The organism is Nonomuraea sp. NPDC004354, from assembly GCF_053602555.1.
This window is the reverse complement of the sequence record NZ_JBSGDV010000007.1, coordinates 266,945-285,076: the sequence shown is the minus strand read 5'-3', so window position 1 is coordinate 285,076 and position 18,132 is coordinate 266,945. Positions and strand designations below refer to the sequence as shown.

Below are 18,132 nucleotides of genomic sequence, written 5' to 3'. Positions count from 1 at the left end.
GCGGGAGCATACTCATGATCCCCACAAGTCCTGGGGCACCTTGCGAAATCTATGACAGAAAAGCCCGTTTCATCGTCCTTTGTTGCGCTGGCTCAGCAGCATGACGGCGCCGCCGAAGGCGATGAGCCCGATCACCACGCCCGAGCCGAACAGCCACATCCGCCACGGGCTCGGCCCCGGCGGGGAGGGCAGCGGCGCCTTCTTCCCCGCGCCGAAGTGCTTGTCCTCGGGCACGGGCACGCCGCGCTGCCGGCCGGACAGCTCTCCCGCCCGGTCGAGCGCCGCGGCCGCGTCGACCACGCCGAAACCCACCTTGTCGTCGTAGCCGGCGGACGGCCGGGCACGGGCGCTGCTGGTGATGGCCTGCGTGACCGTGCTGGGCGGCAGGTTCGGGTACCGCGACTTGACCAGCGCGGCGACCCCCGCCACCAGCGCCGCGGCCACGCTGGTGCCCTTGCCGGAGCCGAGCGCGCCGTTCTTCCTGAGCACGGGCACGTCCACGCCCGGCGCCGCGATCATGACGGAGGCGTTGTCGCTGCTGAAGGCGGCCCGCCTGCCCTGCCGGTCGACCGCCGACACGCCGATCACACCCGGGTACCCGGCCGGGAAGGTCCAGTAGGAGGTGCTGTTGGCCCTGGCGTAGGCGGTCTCGCCGTCGTTGCCCACGGCGGCGACGAGCACCACACCCCTGTCCAGGGCGTAGGCGACGGCCTCACGCTCGGACCTCTGCACGCCGTACGTGCCGATCGACATGCTGATGACCTTGGCGCCGTGGTCGACGGAGTAACGGATCGCCCTGGCCAGCGGGCTCTCCCTGCTCATCAGCAGATCCTCCTGGGGCGGGACGACGTCGCCGCCCAGCGTCTCGTCCACGGTGATCGGGACCGACAGGATCCGGGCCCGAGGGGCGACCCCGATGAAGCCGCCCCTGTCCCCTGAGGCGGCGATCAGCCCCGCCATCGCGGTGCCGTGCTCGCCGGGGACGGCTGCTGTCGCTTCCAGCGTCGGCGACGACATGTCGGGGGCGACGGTGACCTTGCCCTTGAGGCCGGTCGTGCCAGGCGCGACGGCGCTGTCGATCACCGCCACGGTGACGCCCGCGCCCTTGCTCACCGGCCAGGCCTGCTCGGCGTTGATCGCGGTCAGCACCCAGCGCTGCTGCTCGCGCTCGGGGGGCGCCGCTGTGCCGTACAGGACCAGGATGGCCGCGAGCAGCGACCGCACGACCGTCAGCACGCGTTCCCCTGGGTGCAGCGCGGAACCTTGGGCGGTTCGGCGAGGAAGTAGGCGATCTGGCCGCTCACGGACTTGGCCGCGGACCACAGCTCGCTGTGCAGGATCTCCTCGGCGGGGATGGCGGCGCGGGTGCGGCCGTCGGTGTAGCCGGCGGCGGAGAAGACGATGTACGGCCCCGCGCCCACCCAGCCGTTGCGCTGGCGCTGGTCGAGCCCGAACCGCTCGGCCACGGTGCCGGGGAAGGCGACGGGCAGCACGCCCACGCGGTCGTCGATCGTCAGTTCCTCGGTCGCCGCCGCCCTCGACTCCTCGTCCCGCAGCACCGCGACGCCCACGGTGAAGACGAACATGGCGCTCTGGTCGACGTAGGTGGCGCGCAGCACGGTCAGGCAGCCGTGCTCTTCGAGCACCCTGGCCACGGCCCTGTCGGTCGCCGCCGAGCACCCGGCCTCGGGCGCGATGCCGACCCTCCTGGCGTACTGCTGGGCCTGGTCGAGCCCCTGGTAGGCGACCTCCTCCGGGAAGACTCCCGTGGCAGGCCACGCCTGCCACCGCCGGGCGACCTCCTCCTGCTTGTACCGGGTCTGCTCGGCGGCGGTCAGCGGGCGCGACCTGGACTCGGCGAACAGGCCCGTGGTGCCGAGCAGGACCACCACGGCGGACAGCGTCACGATCGCGCCCAGCAGGCCGAGGAACATCGTGCGGAACCTGACGCCGCGGGCCAGCGCCGCGAGCTCGGCCCGATCCTTCGCCGCCTGCCCGTCCCTGCGGCCGGTGGCCGAGGGCCACGAGCGCACGCGGGAGCGCCGGGTCACAGAGGCGCCGAGCGGCGATCCGCTCCGCGCCGGCTGTCCCGATCGAGGTAGCCCGGACACGGGCCGCCTGCGTGCCCTCCCTGACGTGTCCCCCACCGCTCCTCACTCATTCTTGGTTCTCGCCCAGGAGAAACGTGAGCTCACCCTGGCGGTGACGGCCCCTTTTGTGCGTTTCTCATAGGTAATTCGTCCCCCTACGGACGCGGATCATGCCTCTTGGTGATGGTCTGCCCTGCGCGTCCGCTTGACCAGTGCGGCCATCACCAGCACGGCGGCGAGCGCCACCACCGCCGCGGCCACCGCGATGGAACCGAAGACCACGATCCGGCGATGATCCCGGTGGATCACCTGGATGGGCGCGGCGGCCCTGCCGAGCGGCCGGTCCGGATCGTAGGCGTCCTTCCCTCGGGCCGTGTGCGTGTGGCCGGCCAGCCTGCCCGCCTCGGCGAGCGCTCCGGCCGCGTCGACCACGCCGAAGCCCGTGCCCGTGTCGTAGCCCCCGGACGGGCGCCTGGACGCGCTCAGCGTCATGGCCTGCGACACCAGGGCCGGCGACATCCTCGGATACCTGGCCTTGATCAGTGCGGCGACACCCGAGACCAGGGCGCTGGCCTGCGAGGTGCCCTTGCCCACCCAGTACTCGTTGCCCGGCCCCGCGCCCAGGATGTCGACACCGGGCGCGGCCAGCAGCACCGAGGGGTTCCAGTTGGAGAACGACGCCCGGCGCAGCCCCCGATCGGTCGCCGCCACCGAGACCACCCCGGGAAAGGCCGCCGGATAGGAGTAGGGGGCGTACCCGCTGGCCTCGGGCTTGCGCGCGCCCTCGTTGCCCGCCGCCGCCACCAGCACGACACCCTTGGAGATCGCGTAGCGGATCGCCTCGCGCTCCTGCTGGGTGGCGAGTTCCTTGGAGATCGACATGTTGACCACCTGCGCGCCCTGGTCGACGGCGTAGCGGATGCCCTTGGCCACCACGTCCTCGTAGCGCTTGGCGGTGTTGAACTCGCCGAACCCCGGCTCCTCGTCCTCGAGGATCACCCTGACCGACAGGATCCTGGCGCGCGGGGCGACGCCGATGACCCCGTCGCCGTTGCCCTGCCCGTGGCCGTGCCCCGCGATGAGGGAGGCCATGTAGGTGCCGTGCAGCCGCAGCGGCTGCACGTTCGGAGGGTTGGCGCCCTTGGTGAAGTCGGCGCCGACCGTCACCGAACCGGCCAGGTCGTGGTGGGCGGGATCGACCCCCGAGTCGAGGACGGCCACCAGCACGCCCGCTCCCTTGCTGGTCCGCCACGCCTCCGGCAGTCGCAGCGTGTCGATCACCTGCTGCTGGCTGTCTCGCACGCTGTCGGCGTGCGCGACCGGCGCCACCAACAGGGCCAGCGCCACGGCGACGCCCAGCCGCCTCAGCATCGCCACCCCTTGGCCCCGCACTGCGGCACCCGCGGCGTGCTCAGCTCGGCCAGCACGCGCTCGCCGAGGTCGGCGGCGAAGGCGAACACGGCGGGCCGCTGCTCGCCGACGGCTCGCGCGGGCCTGCCGTCCACCTGGCCCGCGGTCGTCAGCACGAGGTAGGGGCCGGCCTGCCGTACGGAGCCTGCCTGGCGTCCCTGCGCGGTGAACCGGTCGGTCACGGTTCCCTCGAACGCCACGGGCCGCAGCCCCGGCACCGGCCGCCCCGAGATGGGAAAGACCTTCTTGGCCCGTACGGCACGCAGCTCGTCGGGCAGCGCGACCACGCCCACGGTCACCACGACGCCCTGCAGCGCGTCGAGGTAGGTGGCCCTGAGCACGCCCCTGCATCCGGCCTTGCGCAGCGCGGCGGCCGCCTTCGTGTCGACCGCGCCGGCGCAGCCGGTCGAGCGGGCGATGCCCACGCGGCGCGCTCGCTCCTGGCCGCCCTGCTCGGCGATGTAGGGCAGGGTGGCCGGGAAGATCTTGCCTGCCGGCCAGCTGTGCCACCGTTCGGCGACCTCGCGTTCGGCGGCGTTCTCGAGCTCGGCCTGCGTGGGCCCTCTGGTGAGCTCCGCGCCGGACGCGCTCGCCGCGACGCCCGCGGTGATTGCGCAGATCAGCGCCAACGCGGACGTCACGACCAGCGACGGCCATGCTCGTCGGTTGCTCACAACTCGACCTTAATGCGGAGCGCCCGGCGACATCCCCTCAACCCTGTCATACGCGTCCCTGCAAGACTCCGGATCGTCTCGCTGCCCGCGGCCTCGGAGGAGGCGGAGTTCTCCTTCGTGCGCGATCAGGTTGGGGGTGAGCGACCCGGTGCTGTCGAAGCACGCGAGCGCGCTCGAGGCCGCTCGCCCAGTCGGGCCGCACCGTGCCGTGAACGGGACCGGGGACACCGCGGCGCGGTGTCCCCGGTCGCGCGGCCCGGCCGCTAGTACGTGGGAAGGCTGGGGTCGACGGTCTTGACCCAGCTCAGCACGCCGCCGCCGACGTGCACCGCGTCGGAGAAGCCGGCGTTCTTCACGACGGCCAGCGCCTCGGCCGAGCGGGCGCCCGACTTGCAGTGCAGGACGATGCGCTTGTCCTGAGGCAGCTTCTCCAGGGCCGACCCGTTCAGGAACTCGCCCTTGGGGATCAGCGTCGCGCCCGGGATGGAGACGATCTCGTACTCGTTCGGCTCGCGGACGTCGATGAGGAAGATGTTCTCCCCGCCGTCCTGCATCGCCTTGAGCTCCTGCGCGGTGATCGTCGAGCCCGAGGCCGCCTCGGCCGCTTCGTCGGAGATCGTGCCGCAGAACGCCTCGTAGTCGTCGAGCAGCGCGGTGACCGTCGGGTTCTTGCCGCACAGCACGCACTCGGGGTCCTTGCGGACCTTGACGTCGCGGTACTTCATCTCCAGGGCGTCGTAGATCATCAGCCGCCCGACGAGCGGGTCGCCGATGCCGGTGAGCAGCTTGATGGCCTCATTGACCTGGATCGAGCCGATCGACGCGCACAGCACGCCGAGCACGCCGCCCTCGGCGCACGAGGGCACCATGCCGGGGGGCGGGGGCTCGGGGTAGAGGCAGCGGTAGCACGGGCCGTGCTCGGCCCAGAACACGCTGGCCTGGCCGTCGAAGCGGTAGATCGAGCCCCAGACGTACGGCTTGCCCAGCAGCACCGCCGCGTCGTTGACCATGTACCGCGTGGCGAAGTTGTCGGTGCCGTCGACGATGAGGTCGTAGCCGGAGAAGATCTCCATCACGTTCTCGGTCGACAGCGCGGTGTTGTGGATGACGACCTCGACGAGCGGGTTGATCTCGCGGACCGTCGCCGCGGCGCTCTCGGCCTTGGGCCGGCCCACGTCGGACTGACCGTGGATGATCTGACGCTGGAGATTGGACTCGTCGACGACGTCGAAGTCGATGATGCCCAGCGTGCCGACGCCCGCCGCGGCGAGGTACATCAGCGCCGGCGAGCCGAGGCCCCCCGCGCCCACACACAGCACCTTGGCGTTCTTCAGCCGCTTCTGCCCGGCCATGCCCACGTCGGGAATGATCAGGTGGCGCGAGTAGCGGCGCACTTCATCGACGGTCAGCTCGGCGGCCGGCTCGACCAGAGGTGGCAACGACACAGTTCTACGCTCCCGATTAGGGGTCCTATCTCCACTGAAACCTAGCTCGGGAGTGGGGCATTCCCCAATCGCGTCTCACGGATCAGACGGCGGGCCTCCACGGCGACCGCCCTGGGCGCCTCCATCTGGGCGACGTGCGCGGCGTCACGCAGCAGGACGAGCCTGACCTGAGGGAACGCCCTGAGCGCCCGTCTGGCCATGGCGGGCCGGACGAGCCGGTCCTTGCGGCCGTGGATGATCAGGGTGGGCGCGGTCACCCCCTCCGCCAGCCGCCACAGGTTCCGCTCGCCGCGTCTGAAGTACTCCGTGACGATGCCGCGCGCCGAGCCGATCAGCGCGCTGCCCGCGTACGGCAGGCCGTCCCGCCTGCGCAGCTCCTCGACCGCTTCCCGGAGCCTGACCGGGTGCACCAGGGAGATGTCGGCGTAGCACATGGCCAGCGAGGCGTTGACGCGCTGCTCGGCGGGCACGAAGCGCAGCCGGTCGGCCACCCATTCGCCGAGCCGTGGGGTCGCCGAGGCGGCCACGCGCGCCGGGCCGTACCGGGGGACGAGGTCGGGCAGCGCGGGCGAGATGAGGGTGAGCGAGCGCACCAGGTCGGGACGGGTGGCGGCCACGGTCACCGAGACGGCCCCGCCGAGCGAGTTGCCGAACAGGTGGGCGGGGCCGGTCCGCTCCATGAGACCGATCACCGCCGCGGCGTGGGCGGCGACGCTGTAGTCGCCGTCGGCGGGCGCGGGCGAGTAGCCGGCGCCGGGCAGGTCGATGGCGTGGCCGGTGACCAGGTCGCGCAGCTCTCCCATGAGGTCGGTCCAGTTGGTGGCCGAGCCCGCCAGGCCGTGCACGAACACCGCCTGCTCGGAGCCGCCCTCAGGCGTGGAGCGCACGTGCACGTCGCCGACCATCCTGCCGGGCCAGCGCGCGATGGGTTCGGTCACCGCTCGTCCCCCTTCCGTTTCCTCGACGATAACCCGCTTGTCGCGTGGTCAGCCCGAAACGGACATGGAGCACCCTAGGCGGACTTGCGTGCCTTCTTCTTCGGCTCCTTCTTCGTGGTGGCGCCGCGCTCCTTCTTCGCCGCCTCGACGCTGGCCCGCAGCGCGGCCATGAGGTCGACGGCCGGGCCCGCCTCCTCCTCGCCCTCGGGAGCGGCGATGACCTCCTTGCCCGCCACCTTGGCCTCGATCACCTGCTGCAGCGCCTCGCGGTAGGCGTCGCGGTACTCGCCGGGATCGAAGTCGGCCACCATCGTGGCGATCAGCGACTCGGCCATCTTCAGCTCCTGGGGCCGGACGTCCACGTCCTCCTCCAGGAAGCCGAAGTCGGTCTTGCGGATCTCGTCGGGCCACAGCATCGTCTCGAGGACGAACACCCCCTCGCGCACCCGGAGCGTGGCCAGCGACTCGCGCTGCCGCAACGCCACCTTGACCACCGCGACCTGTCCGGAGTTCTCCAGCGCGTCACGCAGCAGCACGTACGGCTTGGCGCCCTGCGAGTCGGGCTCCAGGTAGTAGGACTTGGCGAAGTAGATCGGGTCGATCTGGTCGGCCGGGGTGAACTGCAGCACGTCGATCCGCCGCGAGGTGCTGAGCGGCAGCTCCTCGAAGTCCTCGTCGGTGAGCACGACGATCTCGCCGGTGGGCAGCTCGTACCCCTTGGCGATGTCGGAGTAGGGCACTTCCTCACCGTCGACCGTGCACACGCGCTTGTAACGGATCCTGCCGCCGTCCTCGCGGTGCACCTGGTGGAAGGTGACGTCTTTCTGCTCCGTCGCCGAGTAGAGCTTGACCGGGATCGTCACCAGCCCGAAGGAGATCGCACCTTTCCAGATGCTGCGCATGGGGCACTCCAGGAGAAATAGCGGGCTGTCCTCATGGGCACATACCCCTCATGGGCGATCCGATGCCATATCCGATCGAACCAATGCTCGCCGTACCAGGGCCGTTGCCGGCCGACCGCGAGGAGTACGGGCTGGAGGTGAAGTGGGACGGCATCAGGGCCCTCGTCCATCTGGCGGCGGGCGGATGCAGGGTGACGGGCCGGCACGGTACCGACTACACCAGCAGGTATCCCGAGGTGTGCCGGGCGGCGGCGGGCTTCGGGCTCGGCCAGGCCGTCGTCGACGGCGAGCTGGTGGCGCTCGGCCCCGACGGGCGGCCGTGGTTCTCCCGGTTACAGCGGCGGATGCACCTCAGCGATCCGAGCCCGGCGCTGGTGCACCGGGTGCCGGTCACCTTCTTACCCTTCGACCTGCTCCACCTCGGCGGCCGGCCGCTGTTCGACCTGCCGTACAGGGATCGGAGGGCGCTGCTCGACGAGCTGGACATCGGCGCGCCGCCCTGCTTCCCTGGCGACTCCGACCTGCTGGCCGCGACGCTGGAGCAGGGGCTCGAAGGCGTGATCGCCAAGCGGCTCGACTCGCCGTACCGCGCGGGGGTGCGCTCCCCGTGGTGGATCAAGGTGAAGCACCACGAGAGCGCCGAGGTGGTGATCGGCGGGTGGAAGCCGGGCAAGGGACGGCGCGCCGGCGGCATCGGGTCGCTGCTGCTGGGGATGTTCGGCGCCGAGGGCTTCGGCTACGTCGGCCACGTGGGCACCGGGTTCACCGACGCGGCGCTGGCGCGCCTGCTGGCGCTCCTCGAACCGCTCGAGGTGCCCCACAGCCCCTTCTCCAGCGAGGTACCGGGACGCGCCAGATGGGTTAGACCCGAGCTGGTCGGGGAGGTGGCCTACACGATGTGGACCCACGACCGCAGGCTGCGGCACCCGGTGTGGCGCGGCCTGCGACCCGACAAGCTTCCGGCAGAGGTGACCCTGTGAAGGTTCCCGTCAAGGTCGACGGACGCCGGCTGACGCTCAGCAACCTGGACAAGGTACTGTACCCCGAGACCGGCTTCACCAAGGCCGAGGTCATCGACTACTACACCAGGATCGCCCCCGTCCTGCTGCCGCATCTGCGGGACAGGCCGCTGACCGTGAAGCGCTATCCGAACGGCGTCGACGACGGCTTCTTCTTCGAGAAGAACGCGCCCCAGCACTCCCCCTCGTGGCTGCGCGTCGTGACGCTGCCCGTGCCGGGCAGCACCAAGAACCGCGAGACCATCGACTTCGCCGTCATCGAGGACCTCCCCTCGCTCGCCTACTACGCCAACCTGGCCGCGCTCGAACTGCACGTGCCGCAGTGGAAGGTCGGCGAGGACGGCAAGCCGCTCCCGCCCGACCTGCTGGTGCTCGACCTCGACCCGGGACCGCCCGCCACGATCGTCGACTGCTGCCGGGTCGCCGTGCTGCTGCGCGAGGCGCTGGCCGCCGACGGGCTGACCGCCTGGCCGAAGACGAGCGGCAACAAGGGCATGCAGCTGTACGCCGCGTGGGACAACCGGGTCGAGCCCTCGCACTACGCCCGCGAGCTCGCCCAGCGCCTGGAGAAGGAACATCCCCGCCAGATCGTCAGCGTGATGACCAAGAAGCTCAGGCCCGGCAAGGTCTTCATCGACTGGAGCCAGAACAACCCGGCCAAGACCACCGTCGCCCCCTACTCGCTGCGCGCCAGACCGCACCCGACGGTCTCCACCCCGCTGCTCTGGACGGAGGTCGAGGACTGCGAGAACCCCGACGAGCTGGTCTTCACCGCGCCCGATGCGCTGGCCAGGGTGGAGCAACACGGCGACCTGTTCGGCCAGGCGTAAGGTGGAAGCCGTCCGGTAACGAGAGGGGGATGGGAATGTCGCAGAACGAGGCCGAGCTCTCCATCGAGGTACCTCCCACGCTGTCGATCGAGGTGCCCGAAGCCGACGCGGCCGAACAGCTCAGGACGCTTCGCGAGGAGGATCTCGACGTCCGTCACGAACATCCCTTCGACGTGGACCCGGCCGACGCCTTCGAACAGGACCGCACCGTCGGCGACGATGACGACGATGACTACCGCTGACCTGGTTACCCGTGCGTAGGATGTGCGGGCACACAGCATCCGTCCCCTAGGAGACCCGCGTGACAGCAACCCCGGACGCCAAGCCCCGGGGCACCCGGCTGCCCCGACTCGCCCGCCGGCGCCAGCTGCTGAACGCCGCGCAGGAAGTGTTCGTGGAGAACGGCTACCACGCGGCGGCCATGGACGAGATCGCCGACCGTGCCGGGGTCAGCAAGCCGGTGCTCTACCAGCACTTCCCCGGCAAGCTGGAGCTGTACCTCGCCCTGCTCGACCTCCACGTCGACGACATGGTCAACAGGGTGCGCGAGGCCCTGGCCTCCACCAACGAGAACAAGCTCCGCGTCCAGGCCACCTTCCGCGCCTTCTTCGACTTCGTCTCCAGCCAGGGTGAGGCCTTCAGGCTCGTCTTCGAGTCCGACCTGCGCAACGTCGCCCCCGTACGGCAGCGCGTCGAGCGGTCGCTGCGCGAGTGCGCCGAGATGGTCAGCCAGGTGATCCAGGAGGACACCGGCTGCTCCAGCGAGGAGGCGCACCTGCTCGGCGTCGGGCTCGTGGGCATGGCCGAGGTGAGCGCCCGCTACTGGATCACCCAGCACGGCTCCATCCCCAAGGACGCCGCCGAACAGCTCATGGCCAGGCTCGCCTGGCGCGGCATCAGCGGTTTTCCGCGTACGGCTTAACCGCGTTCGCTCGGGGCGATCAGTGCTTCCCGTTCCCCCGTGACGGGTGACGATGGGATGAGCTGGCCCGTCTGAAGAGGAGCACGATGGAAATCAAGATCGGCGTACGCTCCGTACACCGCGAAATCGTTGTGGAGACCGACCTGTCGGCCGATCAGGTCGAGGAGGAGATCCGGAACGCGCTCGCCGCCGACCGGGGCGTCTTCGCCATCAGCGACGTCAAGGGCAGGCGTGTCATCGTCCCGGTGATCTCGATCGGGTTCGTCGAGATCGGCGAGGACGAGACGAGGCCGGTGGGCTTCGGCGGCACCATGTAGGGCGGCCCCATGACAGTCGGGGTACGGCGGGCGCCGCCGTACCCCTGGGCGGTCCCCTTCTTACGTCAGGGCCGCGGACGGGGCTCCCGGGCCTGGAGACCGAGACGGCATCGGGGTGGCCACCGCCGCCGGGGAACGTGCTCCCGCCTCGGCTCTCCGGTGGGGCAGCCCGCGCTCTCCCGCCGGAGTACGGCGCGCGAGGCCCAGCGATTCGGTCCACATCTGGTCATAGAGCTGCTGTAGCGGCGCGAGGCCCTCATATCTGGCACGGTACAACCGTCCGCGTTCTCGCGCCGCCCGATGCGCGTACCCGGTCAGCTCTCTCTCACCGTGAAGCCCGGCGCCCGGGCGCTCCCGCCCCGCGAGGCCGTCAGATGCCCAGCGCCGCCATCCGCTTGCCGTGCTCCTCGGTCAGCCGCGCGAACAGCCTGGAGATCTCCGCCTGGTCGTCGGGCACCGCCTCGACCAGCAGCAGGGCCAGCTCAGGACGCGCCGCCGCCACCCGCTGCCCCTGGCTGAGCGCCTCGCCGACCAGCCGGCGCGCCCACAGCGCCAGCCGTCCCGCCAGCGCGGGGTCGGCCTCGACCGCCGACCGCACCCGCTCCACCGCGAACGCCGACCGGCCCTGGTCGGCCAGCACCTCGTCGACCAGCCCGGCGATGGACGGGTCGAGGTGCCTGGCCGCCTCACGGTAGAAGTCGAGCGCGATCCCCGTGCCGACATACGCCTTGACCAGCGCCTCCAGCCAGTCGCCCGGGGCGGTGTTGGCGTGCCAGTCGTCCAGCGCGTCCACGAACGGCGACATCGCCTTGTCAGGATCGACCCCGAGGGAGACCAGTTTGTCGCGCAGGAGCTGGAAGTGCGCGTACTCGGCCACCGCCAGCTCGCCAAGCACGGCCCGGTCGGTCAGCGTGGGGGCCAGTTGGGCCGCGTCCTCGGCCAGCCGGAGGAAGGCGGTGAGCTCGGCGTAGGCCAGCACGCCGAGAAGATCGACGACACCCGGGGAATCTGTCATGGAGGCAGCGTACTTCGGGAACATAATGAATCTCGGCCTGCGTTGTGGTATCGAGTACACTGCTCTGTGAAAGTGCGACCGCACTGTGTTAATCCGGGAGATTCGCTCCCGCTAACCCCCACTTCCGGGCCTGCGGTCGCTGATGACGCGAGAGGGCAGGCTCTACCGCGAGGACCCAGGCACGGGGATGTTTTCGGCCCGATGGTCCCGGCAGGCCCGCCTTCATTTGAGACTGAGGCAGGCCACGCTGACGACTTTCCGAGACCTCGGAGTCACACCAGAGATCGCTGATGCCCTCGAGACCGAGGGCATCGTCGCGCCGTTCCCCATTCAGGAGATGGCGCTCCCACTCGCCCTCGCCGGTCAGGACCTCATCGGTCAGGCCCGCACCGGCACGGGCAAGACCTACGCGTTCGGCATCGCGATGCTGCAGAGCATCGGCAAGCCGCGCAAGAACCGCAAGAAGCCCCGCGGGCTGGTCGTCGTACCCACCCGCGAACTGGCCGTCCAGGTCTCCGAGGACCTGGTCACCGCCGCGGGCAAGCTCGGCTCCCGCGTGCTCACCGTGTACGGCGGGCGCGCCTACGAGCCGCAGATCGAGGCGCTGAAGGTGGGCGTCGACGTCATCGTCGGCACCCCCGGCCGGCTCCTCGACCTGGTCAAGCAGAAGCACCTCGACCTGTCGCAGATCACCACACTGGTTCTCGACGAGGCCGACCGCATGCTCGACCTGGGCTTCCTTCCCGACATCGAGCGGATCTTCAAGCTGATCCCCGACCAGCGGCAGACGATGCTGTTCTCGGCGACCATGCCGGGCGAGATCGTCGCGCTGTCGCGCAAGTACCTCAACCGCCCCACCCACGTGCGCGCCGAGATGGAGAGCGGCGAGGGTGAGGCCACACCGCAGGTGCGCCAGCTCGTCTGGCGTACCCACCGGATGGACAAGATCGAGATCGTGGGCCGCCTGCTGCAGGCCGACGGCCGCGGCCTCACGATGGTGTTCTGCGAGACCAAGCGCGCCTGCGACATGGTCGCCGAGCAGCTCGACACCCGCGGCTTCGCGGTGGCGGCCGTCCACGGCGACCTCGGGCAGGGCCAGCGCGAGCAGGCGCTGCGCGCCTTCCGCAACGGCAAGATCGACGTGCTGGTCGCCACCGACGTGGCGGCGCGCGGCATCGACATCGACGACGTCACCCACGTGGTCAACTACGACGCCCCCACCGACGACAAGACCTACGTGCACCGCATCGGGCGCACGGGCAGGGCCGGACGCACCGGCACCGCGGTCACCTTCGTCGAGTGGGAGGAGCTGACCCGCTGGAAGATGATCAACAACATGCTCGGCCTCGACTTCATGGAGCCGGAGGAGACCTACTCCACCTCGCCCCACGTCTACAGCGAGCTGGGCATCCCCGAAGGCACCAAGGGCGTGCTGCCGCGCGCCGCCCGCTCCAGGGCGGGTCTGGCGGCCGAGGAGCTCGAGGACCTCGGCGAGACGGGGCGCTCGCGCTCGCGTGGCCGCAAGGACAGGGAGGAGCGCGAGACGCGCCCCGCCCGCACGCCCCGCCAGCGTCGCCGCACCAGGGGCGGCCGCTCCACGGAGGCCGGTGCCGACGAACTCGTCCCGACCGTGCCGGACGACGCCGCGCTTGTCACCGAGGCGGTCGCCACCGCTCCGGCCGGCGCGCCCGCGACCGGGCTGATCGAGGACACCGAAAGCACCGCATCGACGATCGCGCCAGAGGAGAAGCCCATGCGCAGGCGCTCCCGCAGGAACGACGACACCCCTGCCATCATCTCCACCGAGGAGATCGAGGCCGCCGCCGACCAGCCGTCCAGGCGGACCAGGACCCGCAGGGGCGCCTCCTCGGAGGCGCTGGAAGGAGCTCTCGCCTCCGTGGCCGAGCAGCAGGCGGCTCCGCCCGTCGAGGAGCCGAGCTTCCTCACCACCCCGCCGCCGCCCCCTGCGCGCAGGGAGCCCGAGCGGATCGTGCCGCCGAACGCGTTCACGGTCATCTTCCAGTCGCCCGACCTGGCGACCGACGACGACGAGATCGCCCCGTCGGCCGCGTCCGAGCGCCAGCAGCAGCGGCGTCGGCCGCGTAGCACCGGTGGTGGCTCGGGCGGCCCCAGGCGCCGCTGACGCCACGAAGGCCGGGGCGCCCCACCACGGGAGCGCCCCGGCCTTCGCGCTTTCCCGCGTGTGCCTTTTGGCACGTCAAGCTGGGTAGATGCGCCATTTCGGCGTGTTCCCACCCTGCGCTCTGGGTATTGTTGCCTTACGTGAGTACGCCGCGCTTCCTGTCCTTGCCGCCCGGGGTCACCCCCGTGCAGATCGACACGCCCCTCGGCTCGTTCGCCGCCCTGGAGGCCACGCCGATCAGCGGCGTCATCGAGCGGCTACCCGCCTTGCTCGTGCCGGGCCTGACCGGCAGCAAGGAAGACTTCATCGCCGTCCTGCAGACGCTGGCCGCCGCCAACCGCAAGGTCGTCGCGATCGACATGCGCGGGCAGTACGAGACGCCGGGCCCGGACGACGCCGCCGCCTACACCTGCCCCGCGCTCGGCAACGACGTCGACGCGGTCGCGACGGCCGTCGGCGGGGGCGGCCTCGTCCACCTGGTCGGCCACTCCTTCGGCGGCCTGGTGGCCAGGGAGGCGGTCATCGACGGCCGCACGAAGTTCGCCTCCTTCACGCTGATGAGCTCCGGGCCCTCGGGCATCGTCGGACCGCGCGAGCGGGTGGGCCGGGCCATCATGCGCGAGCTGCCCGAGCTGGGCCTCGAACACGTGTGGACCACCCGCTACGAACCCGAGGCGCTCGGCGGCGGCGTGCCCGACGAGATCGTGGCCTTCCTGCGCAAGCGGCTGTTCGCCAACAACCCCACGGCGCTGACGACGATGGCCGAGCAGGTGCTCGACCAGCCCGACCGCACCGAGGAGCTCAAGCAGATCGAGGTGGCCACGCTCGTGCTGTTCGGCGAGCACGACGACGGCTGGCCGCCCAGCGCGCAGGCGGCGATGGCCACACGGCTCGGCGCCGAGACCGTGGTGGTGCCGGGCGCCGTCCACTCCCCCGCCGTCGAGGCGCCGGAGACGACGGCGGCCGCGCTGACGAGATTCTGGAACACCGCCGAGGCCAACCGGCGCCCAGCCGTGTAATCATTTACTTACTATGGCGAGCATCGAAGAGATCGTCGTCCAGCCGCCCCAGGCTGTGACGTGGCTCGTGCACCTCGACCGCACCATGTGGGTGGGCGGCGTGCGCGGCCTCATGCTCCAGGCGCTCCATCCCCTGGCCATGCGCGGCGTCTGGCAGAACTCCAACTTCCAGGACGACCCGTTCGGGCGGCTCCGCCGTACCGCGGACTTCGTGGGCAGGGTCACGTTCGGCAGCCCGCAGGAGGCCGACGAGATCGGGCGCAAGGTGCGCGGCATCCACCGGATGCTGCGCATCAGCGACGGCGGCAGGACCTACCGTGTCGACGACCCCGAGCTCCTGCTGTGGGTGCACTGCGCCGAGGTGTCGTCCTACCTGGAGGTGGCCAGGAGGGGCGGTCTCGGGCTGACCGACCGGCAGGCCGACCGCTACCTCCACGAGCAGCGCAAGAGCGCCACCTACGTCGGACTGCACCCGGACGACGTGCCAGGCTCGCAGGCCGAGATGGCCGCCTACTTCGCCGAGATGCGTCCCAAGCTGCGGGTCATCGACGAGTCGGCGGCGACCGTGCGCTTCCTGCTGTGGCCGCGGCTGCCGCAGGAACTGCGCAGGCTCTCACCCGGCAAGCCGGTCTACTTCCCCTTCGGCGCGCTGTGCTACTACACGCTGCCCGGCTGGGCCAGGCGGATGTACGGCACGCTGCCGGAGGTGCCCCGCTCGACGGTCACGGCGGCGCTGAGGGCGTTCCGGCTGGGCGCCAACTCGCTGCCCGAGCACGTGCACGACCTGGCCTTCGCCGAGCCGACCCGGCAGATGCTGACCGCCTCGCGGGAGCGCCTGGCCAAGGCCGGCTACGACGTGAGCAAGGGACTCAAGGGCCTGACCGACCCGCGCAGGTGGCCGGGCACCACCCTGGCCGCCTGACCCCGCCCGCACGACCCTGGCCACAGATGAGAGCACGCCGGTTCGCCGGCGATCGCCCGATCCGGGACCCAGGTGAGAGCACGCCGGTCCGCCGGCCGTGCCGGGCCAGGACCGGTCAGGCCCCGGGAGCTCAGGCGAGGGCGTCCCACGGCAGCTTGTCGGGCGCCGCCGTACGGCCCTCGGGGCAGTGGCGACGGAAGTCGCACCAGGAGCACAGCGGGCCGGGGTTCGGCGGGAACGGCTCCTCCGTCTCGCCCGCGCGGTAACGCTCGTCGGCCTCGCCGGCCTCCTCCGCGATCTCCTCGGCCCTGCGCAGGTGGCGGCCCAGCGACTCGTCGGTGTGCCGCCATTCGACGACCTCACCGGTCGGCAGGTGGTGCAGCTCGACGGTGGCGCACGGGGTCCGCAGCACCCGCGAGGCGGCGATCGCGTAGATCGCCAGGGCGAGCGAGCCCCGGGCGTCGTCCTCGGTCAGCGGGCGCCGGCCGGTCTTGTAGTCGACCACGACCAGCTCGTCGCCACGCCTGTCGAGCCGGTCGATACGCCCGGAGACGGCGATGGCCTTCGTCCGCGCGGCGACCGTCCGCTCCACACCGACCGGCTCGTCGGCGGGATCGAGCGTCTCGACGTACCCCGAGACCAGGCCGCGGGCGCGATCACGCCACTGCGTGGACTGCTCGGCATCCCTGAAGCCCTCGGAGATCCACCCGTTGGTCAGCAGGATCGCCGCCATCGCCGGGGTCCTTCGCTCGTACGGCTGCCGCCACCACGCCGCCAGCGCGTTGTGCACGCTGGCGCCCACGCTGTTGTGCGCCCATGCCGGGCCCTTGGGCGGCTGCGGCCGGTCGAGGTAGGAGAACCTGTAGCGCCTGCGGCAGTCGAGCCACGAGTTGAGCCGCGACGGCGTGCACGAGTAGAGCCGTCGCGGCATGCCCTCGAGCGGGAGCTGCTCCAGCACCTACCGGTCGCCCAGGTTCAGCCTGATCCCGGCGGCGTTCGTGCCGTCGGTCAGCGGGCCCTCGGCGGGCGCCTCGCGGGTCAGCGACCCGGACACCCAGTCGTCGAAGTGCGGCTCCAGATCGCCGATCGTGGTCTCCTCGCCCTGGTTGGGCAGCACCCTGGTGGCGCCGGGCAGCGTGAAGAGCCTGCCGCCGATCGAGGTCAGCTGGTCGGCCAGCGCAGGGTACTCGCCGCCGAGCTTGCCGGGACCGTCGGCCTGCAGCGACTTGCCCGTGAAGACGGCGCCGAGCTCCTCGGAGTAGAGGGAGACGCCGCCCATCGTGATGCCGGGGGTCTCCAGCACCTCGAGACGGACGTCGCCGACGCCGAACACGCCCTCGTCCTCCATCTCGATGTCGGGCCAGGTCTCCGACCAGGTCTCCCGCCAGAACGGCTTGTCCTTGGGGTGCAGGGCGATCACCGACTCGTCTCTGCTGGCCACCTCGATGGCGGCGCCGACGTGGTCGGGAAGGCCGTGCGTGCAGATGACGGCGAGCACTTCGCGCTCACCGATCCGGTCGAGGATCTTGTCGGCGTCACGCGCCGGGTCGATGACGATGACCTCCTCGTCGTCGCCCACGATCCAGGTGTTGTTCTCGACCTTGTGCTCGGCACCGTCGATCTCGACGACGCCCTCGGTCACCACTCGCTCGATACGCGCTCCCACGCTGCCACCCTATCGCCAACCGGGGCCCGGATCCCGCCTTGCGAGCCGTCGAGCGGCGCGGGGTCGCGGGCCGGGGCCCGTCGCGCGGCCCGTACCCACAGGCCAGGGTCCGTCGAGTGGCGCGGGGTCGCGGGACCGGGAGCCGTCGGGCGGCGCGGGGTCGTGGGCCGGGACCTGTCGGGCGGGGTGGGGTCGCGGGGCGGGTCAGGCGACGAGGGCGCGGACGGCGGTGATGATCAGCTGAACGGCCAGCGCCGCCAGCAGCAGACCCGCGATCCGCGTGACCAGCTCCACCCCGTTCTCCTTGATCACCCGGATGATCCCCACTGAGAACCGCATGAACAACCACAGCACCACGTGCACCGCCGCGATCGCCAGCCCCAGCGTCAGGATGCCGCCCCGCACCGCCCCCGCCTGCTGCGCGAAGACGATCGTGGCCACGATCGCGCCGGGACCGGCCAGCAACGGCGTGCCCAGCGGCACCAGCGCCACGTTGACGTTCGACTTGACCGTGCCCGCCTGCGGCTCCGTCGTCCCGCGCAACAGTTCCAGGGCGACCAGCAGCAGGAGCAGGCCGCCCGCGATCTGCATGGCGGGCACCTCGACGTGCAGGTAGCCCAGGATGACCTGCCCGAAGACCGCGAACACCACGATCAGGCAGAACGCCGTGACCGCCGCCTGCCTGGCGATGCGCCTGCGTTCGGCGGGAGTGCGCCCACCGGTGTAGGCGAGGAAGAGGGGGATGATGCCGGGCGGGTCCATGATGACGAACATCGTGACGAACGCCTCGACGAAGAACCTGACGTCGAACACCGTGCCC

General features: G+C 71.1%; 19 protein-coding genes. 8 read left to right on the top strand and 11 right to left on the bottom strand.

Going from position 1 to position 18,132, the window contains the following annotated elements; translation table 11 throughout:
- Positions 1–69: 69 nt before the first annotated feature.
- From ACWENQ_RS22350 to ku, 7 genes are all read right to left on the bottom strand, one after another.
- A complete protein-coding gene (locus ACWENQ_RS22350; RefSeq protein WP_452415895.1) occupies positions 70–1,236 on the bottom strand; it encodes a S8 family serine peptidase in 1,167 nt (388 codons plus the stop codon).
- Positions 1,230–2,051, bottom strand: a complete 822-nt coding sequence (locus ACWENQ_RS22345) for a hypothetical protein (RefSeq protein WP_449917684.1) — start codon at positions 2,049–2,051, stop codon at positions 1,230–1,232. The genes ACWENQ_RS22350 and ACWENQ_RS22345 overlap by 7 nt, the downstream gene beginning before the upstream one ends.
- Positions 2,052–2,258: 207 nt before the next feature.
- Positions 2,259–3,461 (bottom strand): S8 family serine peptidase, encoded by a 1,203-nt coding sequence (locus tag ACWENQ_RS22340; protein WP_452415893.1) that lies wholly within the window; start codon positions 3,459–3,461, stop codon positions 2,259–2,261.
- The gene (locus tag ACWENQ_RS22335; protein WP_452415892.1) at positions 3,455–4,174 is read right to left on the bottom strand and encodes a hypothetical protein; all 720 of its coding nucleotides are present in this window, start codon (positions 4,172–4,174) and stop codon (positions 3,455–3,457) included. The genes ACWENQ_RS22340 and ACWENQ_RS22335 overlap by 7 nt, the downstream gene beginning before the upstream one ends.
- 263 nt (positions 4,175–4,437) lie before the next feature.
- Positions 4,438–5,619, bottom strand: coding sequence for an adenylyltransferase/sulfurtransferase MoeZ (gene moeZ / locus ACWENQ_RS22330; RefSeq protein ID WP_449917691.1), 1,182 nt, complete (start codon positions 5,617–5,619; stop codon positions 4,438–4,440).
- Between the two features lie 41 nt (positions 5,620–5,660).
- A complete protein-coding gene (locus ACWENQ_RS22325; RefSeq protein ID WP_452415890.1) occupies positions 5,661–6,557 on the bottom strand; it encodes an alpha/beta fold hydrolase in 897 nt (298 codons plus the stop codon).
- Positions 6,558–6,631: 74 nt separating this feature from the next.
- Positions 6,632–7,459 carry a non-homologous end joining protein Ku gene (gene ku / locus ACWENQ_RS22320; RefSeq protein ID WP_452415889.1) on the bottom strand — a complete coding sequence of 276 codons (828 nt, stop codon included), beginning with the start codon at positions 7,457–7,459 and terminating at the stop codon, positions 6,632–6,634.
- A gap of 83 nt (positions 7,460–7,542) precedes the next feature.
- Here ku and ligD (ACWENQ_RS22315) point away from each other — a divergent pair, with 83 nt between their 5' ends.
- The 5 genes from ligD (ACWENQ_RS22315) (at position 7,543) to ACWENQ_RS22295 (ending at position 10,547) form a co-directional block, all read left to right on the top strand.
- Complete coding sequence (gene ligD / locus ACWENQ_RS22315; RefSeq protein ID WP_449917696.1) at positions 7,543–8,439, top strand: non-homologous end-joining DNA ligase; 897 nt, start codon at positions 7,543–7,545, stop codon at positions 8,437–8,439.
- On the top strand, positions 8,436–9,308 hold the full coding sequence (gene ligD, locus ACWENQ_RS22310) for a non-homologous end-joining DNA ligase (protein WP_452415887.1): 873 nt from the start codon (positions 8,436–8,438) through the stop codon (positions 9,306–9,308). The genes ligD (ACWENQ_RS22315) and ligD (ACWENQ_RS22310) overlap by 4 nt, the downstream gene beginning before the upstream one ends.
- A gap of 35 nt (positions 9,309–9,343) precedes the next feature.
- Positions 9,344–9,550 (top strand): hypothetical protein, encoded by a 207-nt coding sequence (locus tag ACWENQ_RS22305; RefSeq protein ID WP_452415885.1) that lies wholly within the window; start codon positions 9,344–9,346, stop codon positions 9,548–9,550.
- Positions 9,551–9,609: 59 nt separating this feature from the next.
- Positions 9,610–10,230 (top strand): TetR/AcrR family transcriptional regulator, encoded by a 621-nt coding sequence (locus ACWENQ_RS22300; protein ID WP_449917703.1) that lies wholly within the window; start codon positions 9,610–9,612, stop codon positions 10,228–10,230.
- A gap of 86 nt (positions 10,231–10,316) precedes the next feature.
- The gene (locus ACWENQ_RS22295; protein WP_354905892.1) at positions 10,317–10,547 is read left to right on the top strand and encodes a DUF3107 domain-containing protein; all 231 of its coding nucleotides are present in this window, start codon (positions 10,317–10,319) and stop codon (positions 10,545–10,547) included.
- A gap of 370 nt (positions 10,548–10,917) precedes the next feature.
- On the opposite strand, the gene ACWENQ_RS22290 is transcribed toward ACWENQ_RS22295, so the two are convergent.
- The gene (locus ACWENQ_RS22290; RefSeq protein ID WP_354905890.1) at positions 10,918–11,562 is read right to left on the bottom strand and encodes a ferritin-like fold-containing protein; all 645 of its coding nucleotides are present in this window, start codon (positions 11,560–11,562) and stop codon (positions 10,918–10,920) included.
- Between the two features lie 337 nt (positions 11,563–11,899).
- Between ACWENQ_RS22290 and ACWENQ_RS22285 the strand changes: the two genes are divergently transcribed.
- The 3 genes from ACWENQ_RS22285 to ACWENQ_RS22275 all read left to right on the top strand — a co-directional run bounded on the left by ACWENQ_RS22285 (position 11,900) and on the right by ACWENQ_RS22275 (position 15,646).
- Complete coding sequence (locus ACWENQ_RS22285; protein ID WP_452415883.1) at positions 11,900–13,705, top strand: DEAD/DEAH box helicase; 1,806 nt, start codon at positions 11,900–11,902, stop codon at positions 13,703–13,705.
- A gap of 140 nt (positions 13,706–13,845) precedes the next feature.
- Positions 13,846–14,724 carry an alpha/beta fold hydrolase gene (locus tag ACWENQ_RS22280; protein ID WP_354905889.1) on the top strand — a complete coding sequence of 293 codons (879 nt, stop codon included), beginning with the start codon at positions 13,846–13,848 and terminating at the stop codon, positions 14,722–14,724.
- A gap of 13 nt (positions 14,725–14,737) precedes the next feature.
- Complete coding sequence (locus ACWENQ_RS22275; RefSeq protein WP_449917711.1) at positions 14,738–15,646, top strand: oxygenase MpaB family protein; 909 nt, start codon at positions 14,738–14,740, stop codon at positions 15,644–15,646.
- A 130-nt stretch (positions 15,647–15,776) separates the two neighbouring features.
- Here the strand turns inward: ACWENQ_RS22275 and ACWENQ_RS22270 are convergent, their stop codons facing one another.
- The 3 genes from ACWENQ_RS22270 to ACWENQ_RS22260 form a co-directional block, all read right to left on the bottom strand.
- Positions 15,777–16,604, bottom strand: a complete 828-nt coding sequence (locus ACWENQ_RS22270) for a RecB family exonuclease (RefSeq protein ID WP_452415881.1) — start codon at positions 16,602–16,604, stop codon at positions 15,777–15,779.
- The gene (locus tag ACWENQ_RS22265) at positions 16,605–17,312 is read right to left on the bottom strand and encodes an MBL fold metallo-hydrolase (protein ID WP_354905883.1); all 708 of its coding nucleotides are present in this window, start codon (positions 17,310–17,312) and stop codon (positions 16,605–16,607) included.
- Positions 17,313–17,516: 204 nt separating this feature from the next.
- The gene (locus tag ACWENQ_RS22260; protein WP_354905881.1) at positions 17,517–18,125 is read right to left on the bottom strand and encodes a MarC family protein; all 609 of its coding nucleotides are present in this window, start codon (positions 18,123–18,125) and stop codon (positions 17,517–17,519) included.
- Positions 18,126–18,132: the final 7 nt, after the last annotated feature.

Bases quoted from the DNA above. Each gene is read 5' to 3' on its own strand.
- ACWENQ_RS22340 (WP_452415893.1), bottom strand. From the start codon at position 3,461: ATGCTGAGGCGGCTGGGCGTCGCCGTGGCGCTGGCCCTGTTGGTGGCG.
- ku (WP_452415889.1), bottom strand. From the start codon at position 7,459: ATGCGCAGCATCTGGAAAGGTGCGATCTCCTTCGGGCTGGTGACGATC.
- ligD (WP_449917696.1), top strand. From the start codon at position 7,543: ATGCTCGCCGTACCAGGGCCGTTGCCGGCCGACCGCGAGGAGTACGGG.
- ACWENQ_RS22305 (WP_452415885.1), top strand. From the start codon at position 9,344: ATGTCGCAGAACGAGGCCGAGCTCTCCATCGAGGTACCTCCCACGCTG.
- ACWENQ_RS22295 (WP_354905892.1), top strand. From the start codon at position 10,317: ATGGAAATCAAGATCGGCGTACGCTCCGTACACCGCGAAATCGTTGTG.
- ACWENQ_RS22290 (WP_354905890.1), bottom strand. From the start codon at position 11,562: ATGACAGATTCCCCGGGTGTCGTCGATCTTCTCGGCGTGCTGGCCTAC.
- ACWENQ_RS22285 (WP_452415883.1), top strand. From the start codon at position 11,900: ATGGCGCTCCCACTCGCCCTCGCCGGTCAGGACCTCATCGGTCAGGCC.
- ACWENQ_RS22275 (WP_449917711.1), top strand. From the start codon at position 14,738: ATGGCGAGCATCGAAGAGATCGTCGTCCAGCCGCCCCAGGCTGTGACG.